A 12,130-nucleotide genomic window follows, 5' to 3' on the forward strand; every position below is an offset into this window, starting at 1 on the left:
GCCCAGGTCCACGGCAAGGTTGCGGGCCTGCTGAACTGTCCACGCCCCGGTCGAGTTCGCGCTCACATCGCCCAGATGAATCCTGCGGGTTACCGTGCTCGATGAACACCAGCACCCACAGCCGCTTGAACAGTGAGGAACTGGCGCCAGGTCGGCCCGGCATGGCACGGGGCCGATGCCTGGTGCAGAGGTCGTGCCCTTGTGGCCGAACACCGCGGGCAGGATCCTGGGTTACAACACAGCAAGCTCCGCGAGCGTATCCGTCCGCAGTCGCCTATGTTCGGCAGCTCTCCCGAGCGCATCGAACGTAAGCCCTTCCTTCTTGAGGGTCTCGCGAGGATCGTCGGTGCGCCCCTCTTCCACCCAGGCGAACCCATCCGTGATGCGTCCATCCGCCTGCAAAACACGGTGTGCATTTGGGAGCGGGGTGCTGGCCAAACGGCGGCCAATGACCCTGGCGTGGGCGCCGACCAGGGCCGCCAGATCACCGTACGTCGTCCACCAGCCAGAGGGCAGCGCGGCAAGTGCGCGCTTGATGACTTCCCAGTCCGGCTCGGACTTGTGGCCCCGGCCCGGTGGGCCGGGCCACTCGGCGATAATCCGCTCGGCCAGCCCCTCGGAGCGGGCGTGGATCTGTGGCCGGCCCCAGCGGTTGCAGGCGGCGATCTCCTGGTTCAGGCGGATGCTGCTTTTACCGAGTTCGGTGCGCTTCCAAGCAAACGGCTTGTTGCTCAGCATGGAGTTGTAGCCGGTCAGGGTCAGGTTGCCGAGAGTGTGGACGACCGCCTCGTGCACCTCTTCCAGGTCTTCTCCCGCTTCTAGGTCTCCTTCCAAGACGGCTCGCCACTCCGGGCTGACGGTACGCGGCAGGACATGCTCGATGGTCAGCCTGTCCCCTGCCACAGGCTCGTTGCTGCCGTAGGATTCCTCCAGCCAACGCAGCACTAGCCACCGCTGCTGGGCACGCCCATGTAGGTAGAACGGCACTGTGGGAACGGCGTCACGGACCTCGGCATCGGTCGCGAAGTACTTGCGGCCCGTCGACAGGTAGCCCAGCACTGCCTCATCCACTGGCAGGTCGCGGTCTAGCTCGGTCACCAGTGACATCAGGATCCGGTTGACGTTCTTGGTTGGCTGTCCGGTCAGCAGCCTGCGGACCAGGAAGCTCTCCACGTAGCGCAGGGCGCGCGCCACCTGTTCGGCATTAGCCTCACCTCGTGCACGGCGGTCCAAGGCGTACAGGACGAATGGATAGACCGTGGTGGAACCCCAGGCACCGAGCCGCTCCAGCCGGTGCCGCACCACCGAGTCAGCTTCCTGCTGCGGCTCGAGAATGATTCTCAGGAGCCGACCGAGTACAGCGAATCTTCCTACCTCTGCCTCGATCTCCTCCTGGGTCAGCCGCTCAAGCCGCCGCTGCTGACCGGAGTAGATGTCGGTCTGCTTGGCCTTCTGGTCCCGCTGAGCCAGATCCAGCCAGAACAGCAACTCAAGCTGCTCGCTGGTCAGGCTCTCCTGTAGTGGCAGCCACAGCGATTCGTACACCACCTCCGACCTTGCTCCCAGCCGCATGAACAGGTAGTTCCGCAGCAGGTCGCCCTGGGTGAGACGCAGGCCAGTGTTGTTGAGGGACTCGAAGATGCGGTGGGCGTTGTCACCGGCCTGAGCCGTCACTGACACCAGGGCAAGGCCAGAGATAACCGCGTTCTCGATCTGCTCGATGTCGTTCGGATCTTCGAGATCGTCCACGGTGACGAGTTGTGCACGGAAGAACCGGTAGGCCCGTCCCACCGGGTCCTGCCCGCCTGCCTCTGCCGTGGCGTCCAGGCAGGCGCGGAAGGCCGCCCGGTCAGCCTGCGTCGGTACGAGCTTCATCCGCTGCTGCTCGGGCTTCCACTTGTTCACCAGGAACTGCTCGTTGATCCGCGCGCGGTGCTCCGGCCCGTCATGGTCGGCACGGTGATCACGAATTGCACACAGTAGGAGCGCCAGTGTAGTCAGCCGCTGCTGCCCGTCGATTACCAGGAACTCCTGCACCCCTGCAGGTCCGTTCGTAGGACTTGGGGCCAGCACTAGCGACCCAATGAAATGAGTGATACCCGGACGTTCCGCTCGGTCCTCAGCTAGCTGCTCAACGTCGTCCCACAACCGCTGCAGTTGCTCGGTCTCCCAGCCGTAGGTCCGTTGGTAGAGCGGCACCTGGTACTGCTTGGACCCCTCCAGTAGTTCCTGCAGAGTCGTTTCGCGTGCCGCGACCACAGTGCCCCTCCCTGGCTCATCAGTGTTGATCAGACCATTGTGACCGCCTCAGCTACCGAATCGCACCCCTCCCCTCGCTTTCGGCAGGCGCTGACGCCCGTCCAGTATCGCCGCTGAAGTGGATCAACCTCACGTCACGACCTCGAGCCTCGTCTCGGTGAGCAGCCACCTCCAGCCGGGTAAACCTCTCGGGCCTTCGGGACGTCCTCCTGACACCTCGTCGCACCAGCTCCCACGTCCGATTCCTGTAGCGCGGCAAGCCGAAGATGAAGGATGTGGACATGGCAGTGGGACGTTACCGATCCGTCTTTCAAACTGATCTGCCAGCGGGCGATGCTTCCTCTTAACGAGCAACAGGTCCGGTGCTGGCTTGGACACAAAGGCCTAGACCAAGAATCGTTTGACAAGGGCCGTGCTCGGGTGGGACCCGATGGCCAACTGATGCTCGTCCTAAAGGCTGTCCCGTAATGGAGAAGCGCGGCCGGGCACGTTGCCCGTGAGCGGCCCGTCCGGGGTCGTGGTCAGCCGGCCATCGCCAGGTTGCGCATGAGGGCGACGCCGTGGGTGGCGTGGAGCACGCCGTCGCGTTTGCGTCGGCAGTTGCGCAGGATGTTCCACCACTTCATGTGCGCGAAGGCGTGCTCGACGCGGGCGCGCACGCGTTTGTGAACGGTATTGCGTTCGTGCTGCCAGGCTGGCGGATCGCCGCCATCGCGGGGCCGCCGGTAAGGCATGATGACCTGCCGGTTTCCCTGGTAGCCGCCGTCGGCCATCACGTGTGCGCCCCGGCAGGCCGCTTCGGCGTCCGAATCACGGCAGGCGGTGCAATCGTTGTGGTTTCCTGGCATCGAACGTCCGATCGCGACGACCAGTCGGGTGTTGGAGTGGGCGACGACCCGGTGCGCGGCCGATTTCCACCCCGAACAACAGCGCGACCTGCCCGAGGGTGAGGTTGGTGCGGTAGTACACCGCGATCAGCAGTACCCGGTCGGCCGGCGGCAGGCTGCACCGCCGACCCGTACCGGCCTGCTCACCACCACGAAACGATCCGCACCAGACGGCGGAACCGCCGCACCGACAGGCCAGTGAACACCGGCACCCACTCGTCCCGATCGGTCCTGATCACGTGCTCCACAGCGAGATCAACGGCCGAGATCGTCCCCCGATACGGGACAGCTTTTGGGCAAAACCTACATAGCGGACAAATGCGCCAGACTACCCCAATTAGAAGGGGCGAGGAAGGTGGCGGCGCAGTGACGGATGATCGTGGATGCCTCCGCAATGGCCAATCAGACGATACTGTCTATTTGAGAAAAGGAGGTGTGCCGTGAGATCCTTGGAGGCGTCCGATCCCGGCCAGATCGGGCATTACCGAATGCTCGCCCAGCTCGGCCGCGGAGGCATGGGACGGGTACTGCTCGGCAGCGGGCCGGACGGGCGGCTGGTCGCGGTCAAGCTGGTCGACGAGCAGCTCGTGCACGACGACCAGTTCCGCGGCCGATTCCGCCGCGAGGTCCGCGCCTCCCGCCGGGTCTCCGGGGCCTACACCGCGGCGGTGATCGACGCCGACCCCGAGGCGGCCGAGCCCTGGCTGGCATCGGTGTACGTTCCAGGCCCGTCGCTGCAGGAGGTCGTCGCCGCGACCGGGCCGCTAGCGGCCGGACCGGCGCTCCGGCTGGCAGCCGGCCTCGCCGCCGCGTTGATCGAGGTGCACCGCGCCGGGCTGGTGCACCGCGACCTGAAGCCGTCCAACGTGCTGCTCACCGAGGACGGCCTGCGAGTGATCGACTTCGGTATCGCGCGAGCTGTCGAGGGCGAGGACGGCACCCAGCTCACCCATACCGGCGCCCTGGTCGGCACGCCCGGCTTCATGTCCCCGGAGCAGGCCCTGGGGCGGGACCTGACCACCGCCAGCGACGTCTTCGCGCTGGGCTCGACGCTGGTGTACGCCTGCACCGGCCGCGGCCCATTCCACGCGCGGAGCACCCCGCAGACCCTGCAGAACGTGATCCACACCGATCCCGTGCTGGGCGACCTGCCGGACCGGATCCGCGAGATCGTCCCGGCCTGCCTGGCCAAGGACCCGGCCGCACGGCCGGAGCCCGCCGAGCTGCTGCGGTCGATCGGCGAGGTACCGCCGTCCGCCCCGCCCTGGCCGGGCCCGGTGCATGACACGATCGCGCGCCAGGACGCCGAGGTCGCCCGGTTGCTTCAGGCCGCGGAGGCCCCGGCGCCGCACATCCCGCCCGCACCGGCGCCCACGCCCACGGCCGTCGCGCCGGCTCCGGACAGGAGGCGGTTCCTGCTGATGGCGGGCGGCGGCGCCGCCCTCGGCCTCGCCGCGCTCGGCGGCACCGCTGCCTGGGCACTGCGCGATGACGGCGAGCCGGCATCCGGTCGGAAGAGCACGTCCGGCGGGAGCGGCAGTACGGACGCGAAGCCGTTGGCAGTCCTGGAAGGCCATGCCGGATCCGTGCACCATGTGGAGTTCAACGGCTCGGGTGATCTCCTGGTCACCGCCGGGGAGGACGGCACTGTACGGCTGTGGGACCCCAAGGCCCGGCGGCCGTCCGGCCAACCGCTCAAGATCGCCTCCAAGTCGGCCCTCAAGGCCAGGTTCGACAGAGCGGGGCGGCTGCTGCTCACCGCCAGCATGGACGGCGGCGTCAAGGTGTGGGACGTGCGGACCCGCCGGCAGATCGGCGCGACCCTCGGCATCCCCATGTTCGACTTCACCGACGACCCGGCCCCGGTGAGCGACGTGGCCTTCAGTCCTGCCGGGGACCGGCTGGCGGCCGTCGGCTCCCACCTGAAGGTGTGGGACACCGATTCCCGCAAGGAGGTGGGCGGGCTCACCTTCGACAAGGCGAACATCATGTCGTTCATCGCGTTCAGCGGGGACGGGCGGCTGCTGGCCGTCACCGCCAATAATCTGGTGCGGCTGTGGGACGTGGAGTCCCGCAAGGAGGTCGGGCAGCCCCTGCGCGGGCACACCGTCCAGATCACGCAGGCGGCGATGAGCCCGGACGGCCGGACGCTGGCGACCGGGAGCGGCGACCTGACCGTGCGGCTGTGGGACATCCGGAGTGCGGCTCCGCTCGGTGAGATAGTGCGCGGGAACGACCACGCCCCGCAGGGCATCGCGTTCAGCCGGGACGGCCGGCTGCTGGCCACCGTCGGTCACGACGCCACCGTGCGGCTATGGGACGTGGCCGGACGCAGGGAGGTCGGGAAGCCGATCGGCATCACGGGCAAGGCCTCCGCCGTGGCGTTCAGCCCGGGCGGGGAGGTCCTCGCCGTCGGCGGCGACGAGAAGGTGTGGCTCTACGACGTCGCCGGCCGCACCCGCGCCTGAGCCACTGGTGAGCGAGGTGACCATGCGACCGCTCGCCGCGTCCGACCCGGAGCGGGTCGGGCACTACCGGATGCTCGCCGAGCTCGGCCGCGGCGGGATGGGCCGGGTGCTGCTGGGGTCCGCGCCCGACGGGCGGCCGGTCGCGGTGAAGCTCATGCACGCCCGGCTGACCGGCGCCTCCGGCTTCCGGGAGCGGTTCCGCGCCGAGGTAGCGGCCACCCGCAGGGTGTCCGGCGCGTACACGGCCGCCGTACTCGACGCGGACGCCGACGCGCCGACCCCGTGGCTGGCGTCGGTGTACGTGCCGGGGCCGTCGCTGCGGGACGCGGTCCGGGCGGCCGGGCCGCTGCCGGAGCCGGCGGTGCTGCGGCTGGCGGCCGGGCTCGCGGCCGCGCTCGTGGAGATCCACCGGGCCGGGCTGGTGCACCGCGACCTCAAGCCGTCCAACGTGCTGCTGGCCGCCGACGGCCCGAAGGTGATCGACTTCGGGGTCGCGCGGGCGGCCGAGGGCGACGGTGGCGAGGGGCAGACCGGCGTCCTGGCCGGCACGCCCGGGTACATGTCGCCGGAGCAGGCCGAGGAGGGGTCGGCGACCGCGGCCGGGGACGTCTTCTCGCTGGGGTCGGTGCTGGTGTATGCCTGCACCGGTCGCGGCCCCTTTGACGGGCCCGGCCCGGCGCAGGCGCTGTACAACGTCGTGCACGCCGAGCCCGACCTGTCCGCTGTACCGGACCGGCTCCGCCCGGCCGTCGCGGCCTGCCTGGCCAAGGACCCGGCCGGGCGGCCGGCCCCCACCCGGCTGGCGACGATGGCCGGCGCGGTCGCCCCGGCCGCGCAGCCGTGGCCGCCCGCGGTGCAGCGGATGATCGACGAGCGGCGGGCCTGGATCGGGTGGGCACCCGGCCCGGAACCTGTGGCGACCCTGGTCGACACCCGCCGCCCCCGCTCCGGCCTGTTCACCGCCCTCGTCTCCCCGCGCGGCGCGCTGGCGGCGGGCGGCGTGCTGGCGGCATGCGCGGCGGTGGCCACCGCCCTGGTGGTGGCGCCGTGGTCGGGATCTGCTGCCCGGAGCGACCCCGGGGCGCACCGGTCCGCGGCCCCGCCGCAGAGCCGCTCGCTGCGCGGGCACACCGCGTCTGTACGCGACCTGGTGTTCACCCCGGATGGCCGGACGGTGGCCAGCGCCAGCGACGACGCCACGGTACGGCTCTGGAACGTCGCGGACGGGAAGCAGCGCCGTGCGCCCCTCGACCACCCCGACGGCGTCAACGCGCTGGCGATCAGCCACGGCGGCAGCGTCCTGTACACCGCGGGCGACGACGGCTACCTCCGCCTCTTCCCGGTGTCGGGCAAGGGCGAGCCGGGCGACCTCGACATCGATCTCGGGCCCCTGACGTCCCTGGCCCTGAGCCCGGACGGCCGCGTCCTGGCCACCAGCAACACGGACCAGTCCGTACGGCTGTGGGACCTGGACGACCGGAAGGTGGGCCCGCTTCTGGAGACCGGCGCCGGCACCGTGCAGGCCCTGGCGTTCGCCCCGGACAGCCGGATGCTGGCCATCGGCACGACCGGCACCGAGGAGGATCCCGACACCGGGAACACCCGCGGTGTGGCGCAGCTGTGGGAGGTGTACGACCGCAAGAGGCTCAGCGGGAACCTGTCCGGGCACGACTCCTGGATGGAGGACGTGGTGTTCAGCCCCGACGGGCAGACGCTGGCGACGGCGGGCGGTGAGACCACCCGCCTGTGGAACGTGGCCCGGAGCCAGCAGACGGGCACTCCGTTCCGGTGCGACGGCCGCTGCCATACGGCGGTGTTCAGCCCGGACGGCCGCATTCTCGCGGCCGGAGGCTCGGAGGGGACCGTACGGCTGTGGGACGTGACCCGCCACCGGCAGGTCGGCCCGGCGCTCACCGGGCACGACGGCGCCGTCCTCAGCGTGCGCTTCAGCCCGAACGGCCGTACCCTCGCCACCGGCGGCCAGGACGGCACCGTCCGCCTGTGGGAGGTGCCCACGTAGGAGCGCGAGCCGGTCGGCTCCTACCGGCCTTCCGGCGCAACACCCGATTCTTGACGTTCCCCCCGTTCCAAGGCCGCTCACGGTGAGATGGGTCAGCCCATCGGCTGCGAGGCCGGCCCCGGTACTGGCCGGCACGCGAAACCGGCTTCGACACAGACAAAGTGGCACGGTCTGCCCGGCTTGAGCCCGCCGAGCCGCCTGCCTGACCTGCGATGAACGATTCCGAACAAGTTCGCACGGACCCGTACGGGCCGTTCTCTTGCCCGGATCCGCGCCTTCCGGCGAGTGTCGCACCATGTCCCGCCGGCCCCCGACCGTCCTCGATCGTCCTCGGGCCGGCGGCCTGTCGACCACCTTCACTGGAGGAGACTTGGCAACCAAGACCATTCGCCGCGGCTCGCTGCTCGCCGCCGGTGCCGCCGTCGCGGGGGCCCTGGCGCTCGGCGCCGCCCCCGTCGCGTCCGCCGCCCCGACCGCCCCGGCCGCCCCGACCGCCCCGACCGACGGCGGGACCACCCTGACCGCCACCCGAAGCGGCGTCAACGCGGCCGCCGCCGCCGTCATCACCTGCAAGGTGCGGATCCACGACCCGCACTACTCCCACCACGCGCACGCCAAGGACAAGCACCGCGTCAATGTCACGGCGGACACGAAATGCACCAAGAAGGTCGCCTCGCTGCGGATCAAGATGCGGCTCTACAAGAACGGCAAGCCCTACAAGACCACCGGCTGGAAGAGCAACACCGGCAAGAACACGATCTCGCACAGCGCCGCGCGCCGCTGCGTGAAGAAGCAGCGGTACCAGGGCCGCGCGTGGGTGCGGGTCGTGTTCCCGCCCGGCTACAAGCCGCCGACGGGCTCCTCGACCGTCACGAGCAAGGCCGTCACCATCTACAAGTGCGCCAAGTAGCGTTCGCGGCCTGAGCTTCCCGCCGCCCCGTTCCGCCTCGGCGTACCGCGTCCGGGCGGGGCGGGGCGGCGGGCGTCCGGTCGCCGTTCAGCCGCCGTTCAGCCGCCGTTGACGTCGTCGCCGTGCTCGCCGAGCGGATCGCGCGGGCTCGCCCGGACGGTCTCCAGGCGCGGATCGTCCAGCAGCTCGGCGACCAGCGCGGCGGAACCGCCCACGTACGTCGAGTCCAGTTCGATGTCGGTCGCCGCGCACCACGCCCGGTCGGCGGGCCAGAACACGTTCGGGGACTGCTGGAAGAAGTATCCGGGCCCCCGGTCTCCGATCTCCGACGCCGCCGCCAGCGGTCCGGCCAGCAGCAGGTGGTCGCGCCAGGGGAGGCGCACCCGCGGGCCGTCCAGCAGCTCGCGCGGCGGCGCCCGGAGCGGCGGCGGCGCCGGGTCACGGGACGGCGGAGGGCCGCCGGGCTCCGCCGACTCGGCCCGGAGAACGCCGGTGGCGGGCGAGCCGCCGAGCCAGCCCCAGCCCTCCCAGATGCAGAACAGGCAGTCGTCCGCCCGGCCGGTGTGCCGGGCGAGCACCGCGCACAGCGCTCTGAGCTGAGGCGCCGCCAGGGTTCCCCGGGCGGGCGGCTCGTCCCAGGGAGCAGGGTCGTCCGGCGTCCCGCGCCGCAGGGCCGCCAGCGCGCGGAACTGGACGCGCGGATGGATCGCGCCCCCGGCCCAGGACGCCGCGGCGTCCCACCGCACAGGTCCGCCGTCCGCGTCCTCGGCCGGATGCAGCACGCGCGCGTACGCCTCGAAGCAGGCGGGCAGCAGGGCCGCGACCACCGACGCGTCTCCGGTCACCTCCCGTTCGAGCCAGACCGCCCGCGAGGTGTCGGTCAGCGGGCGGGGCGGACCGGGCGGCACGGAGTCTCGGTCCACGTGTCATTCCTCCGCAGTCAGATAGAACGTGAAGTCGGCCGGACGTTTCGCGGCCCGCGCCCACCCGTCGGGCCGCTTCGCGCCGAGCAGCGCCCGGCTGCCCGGATCGGCGGCCGGGCGCAGGACGAGCCGGGCGGGCAGCCAGCTATGCCGTTCCCCCGGCATGGGCGCGACGAACATCCGCTGCGCGCGTTCGAACGGCTCGCACGCGCTCATGCGGAGAACGCTCCCGGACGCGGTGGGGTCGACGGTCATGCATTCGGCGTCCGCTTTCGAGCGAGCCGCCTGGATCCGGTAGAAGCCGTCGAACCGTTCGAAATAGAAGCGCTGCTCCGGAACGGCGCGGCAGTCCTCCTGGATGAGGTGGACCCGCCGCTCCCCGCCGTCCCGTAGTCCGACGCACCCTCCGGACGGCCCGGTGTGGATCCGGTACCAGCCCGCGCCGACGCCGCCGCTCGTGATCGCGCGCGGACGTTCCGGCCGCGCCGTCTCCGCCCTGATCGTCGGAATGCTCCCGGCAGTGCACGCCAGGACGGCCACCCCCGCCGCGACCGCTCGCGCGAGCAGCCGCCGCTCACGCCCCTTCCGTGCCCCGGGCCCGGGCCCGCCCGTACCGGCGACCGCGTCCCTCCGCAGGTCCGGCGGCAGGTCCCCCGCAGCAGCTGGTGAAGCGGTCGCCTGGCCGGTCGCGCCGCCCATGGCGATCCGCCGCCGCGCCGCGATCCACACCTCCACGGTCGCGTCGTCGCCTCCGCAGGCCCGAACGAACGCCGCCAGCAACGGCTCAGCCGGAAGCGAACCGCGCCGCAGCGCCGTGGCCAGCGTGCTGGGCGGCAGGTGGTCTCCGCGCCGCGCAGCGCGGCGGGCCAGTTCACGGTAGGAGAGTCCGGACCACGCCTTCAGCCGGCAGGCCGCGCCGACCAGCTCCGCAGCGGTCAGGGCATGCCGCGGCGTCGGCCGCGCGTCAGTCATCATCGAGCCCCCGAGCAATCAATGACGAACGTTTCCCCGAGCGCCGCGGCACCCGAGGGCGCCGTCGAACCGCGGCGCCACCGACGACGCTCTAGGCAAGTATCACCGAACGCGAAGCGCGACCGCAGGGCCTGTGAACGGAATCACGACCGTCTGACCATAACCGGACACGCCAGAACCATATGCCCGCTCCGGACGTCGTGGCCTACATCGATTAATCCGCTATTTGCCTTCGAACGGGGTGACCGATCTCCTCCGAACGAAAATGGTCGTCGCCAAGCGCAAGGCCAGTCACAACAACACAGCGGCTGATCATGCGACGAAAACTCATCCTACGGCGACCATTCCGACATGCTTTATAGGACGATCACAACCGAGATCTAATGGGATTTTACCGCCGTGATCGATTCGGACAGCGAGGATTTCCGAGGCGCGCTCGATGGCGCGCCTCTCGATTAATGAGTTACGTGACCTGAACTGTGGTAATGCAGCGTGATGGTATTCGTTGATCACGCCCGTGACGACAGGCCTTCGCCGGATGGATCGCAGGTCGTTGAGTTCAGATGGCCCCTGGACGGGGCAGAGCTTTGGTGTCCGGGGGACGTTGGTTTCGGGCTTGTGTGACCAGTGACCCTGCAGTGGTCCAGTCACTCTCCCGACACCAGGAGCCCTAAAGCTTTGAAGACCCCATCGAACGCGGCGATGAAGACCGGATCGCGGTCGTTCCACTACGGGCGACGAGGTCACGGTGCCGGCGCAGGATCCTCGCCGGAGTGACCGGGAAGATCCCCGCAGCACAAAGACCAGCTCACAGCACGAAGGGGATTTCCGAGCGGTACACCCATCAGATCACTTAGTTGAGCTGCAATGATATGCGTTCCGACATCATTCAGTGAGTGATATCAATATTGGACAGAAGTCGTCGCGCAGTGATCGAGTGACCGCGTGATCAAGTTTTCTTCCCGAACCTGGCACGGGGCGGCTTCAGTCGTCGCGCCCGGCGCCGCGATCGGGTGCGCTCATGTCCCCCGTCCTGGGCGTGCCATCGGCAAGCCCATAGCGCAGGTACACGGTGCCCTTCGGACCGGCTACCGGCGATTCGAGGAGTGTGACGTTCGTGGGCACCGCGCCACCGTCGAACACCTTCTTCCCGACACCGAGCACGACCGGGTGCACCCAGAGGTCGAGACGGTCGAAGAGCTTCTCGCGCATGAGGGTCTGCACCAAGTTCAGGCTCCCGACGACCTTCACGTGCTCGTGCCGGTCACGGATCTCGCGGACCGCGCCGGCCAGGTCCGGGCCGAGCTGCGTGGACCCGGCCCACGACAGGTCGGGCCTGCCGCGGGAGGCCACGTACTTCGGGACGCTGTTGAAGAGCGTGGCGATCTCGTTGTCCTCGCCGCCCTCCTGGGACGGCCAGTAGGCGGCGAAGATGTCATACGTCCGCCGGCCGAGCAGGAGGGCGTCCGTACCCTCGTACGCGGCACCGATCTGCGCCCCGGCGACCTCGTCCAGCAGCGGCGCCTGCCAGCCGCCGAACGGGAACCCCACCGGGTCCTCGTCGGGGCCGCCGGGCGCCTGCCCGACGAGATCGAGGGTTGCGAAGAGCTCGATGTGGATGAGGCCCATGTCTTACTCCCGATGAGTCGGTCGTCTCAGTCGGGAGGTAGACCTGCGGGCGCCGGCAGACT

General features: G+C 70.0%; 7 protein-coding genes and 1 pseudogene. 3 read left to right on the plus strand and 5 right to left on the minus strand.

Features of this window, described 5'->3' with window-relative positions; all coding sequences use genetic code 11:
- Positions 1-231 precede the first annotated feature (231 nt).
- Positions 232-2,259, minus strand: a complete 2,028-nt coding sequence (locus OHA34_RS14275) for a GmrSD restriction endonuclease domain-containing protein (protein ID WP_285941472.1) — start codon at positions 2,257-2,259, stop codon at positions 232-234.
- Positions 2,260-2,780: 521 nt separating this feature from the next.
- Positions 2,781-3,385: pseudogene (locus tag OHA34_RS14280) on the minus strand (transposase family protein).
- Positions 3,386-3,586: 201 nt separating this feature from the next.
- Between OHA34_RS14280 and OHA34_RS14285 the strand changes: the two are divergent.
- The 3 genes from OHA34_RS14285 to OHA34_RS14295 all read left to right on the plus strand — a co-directional run bounded on the left by OHA34_RS14285 (position 3,587) and on the right by OHA34_RS14295 (position 8,544).
- Complete coding sequence (locus OHA34_RS14285; RefSeq protein WP_329521883.1) at positions 3,587-5,614, plus strand: WD40 repeat domain-containing serine/threonine protein kinase; 2,028 nt, start codon at positions 3,587-3,589, stop codon at positions 5,612-5,614.
- 22 nt (positions 5,615-5,636) lie between these two features.
- Complete coding sequence (locus OHA34_RS14290) at positions 5,637-7,634, plus strand: WD40 repeat domain-containing serine/threonine protein kinase (RefSeq protein ID WP_329522407.1); 1,998 nt, start codon at positions 5,637-5,639, stop codon at positions 7,632-7,634.
- A 370-nt stretch (positions 7,635-8,004) separates the two neighbouring features.
- On the plus strand, positions 8,005-8,544 hold the full coding sequence (locus OHA34_RS14295; protein ID WP_329521884.1) for a hypothetical protein: 540 nt from the start codon (positions 8,005-8,007) through the stop codon (positions 8,542-8,544).
- Between the two features lie 98 nt (positions 8,545-8,642).
- On the opposite strand, the gene OHA34_RS14300 is transcribed toward OHA34_RS14295, so the two are convergent.
- The 3 genes from OHA34_RS14300 to OHA34_RS14310 form a co-directional block, all read right to left on the minus strand.
- Positions 8,643-9,467 (minus strand): hypothetical protein, encoded by an 825-nt coding sequence (locus tag OHA34_RS14300; RefSeq protein WP_329521885.1) that lies wholly within the window; start codon positions 9,465-9,467, stop codon positions 8,643-8,645.
- A gap of 3 nt (positions 9,468-9,470) precedes the next feature.
- A complete protein-coding gene (locus tag OHA34_RS14305) occupies positions 9,471-10,442 on the minus strand; it encodes an RICIN domain-containing protein (protein WP_285941479.1) in 972 nt (323 codons plus the stop codon).
- Between the two features lie 981 nt (positions 10,443-11,423).
- A complete protein-coding gene (locus OHA34_RS14310; RefSeq protein WP_329521886.1) occupies positions 11,424-12,068 on the minus strand; it encodes a dihydrofolate reductase family protein in 645 nt (214 codons plus the stop codon).
- Between the last annotated feature and the right edge of the window lie 62 nt (positions 12,069-12,130).

Source organism: Spirillospora sp. NBC_01491, assembly GCF_036227065.1.
Lineage (GTDB): Bacteria > Actinomycetota > Actinomycetes > Streptosporangiales > Streptosporangiaceae > Spirillospora > Spirillospora xylanilytica.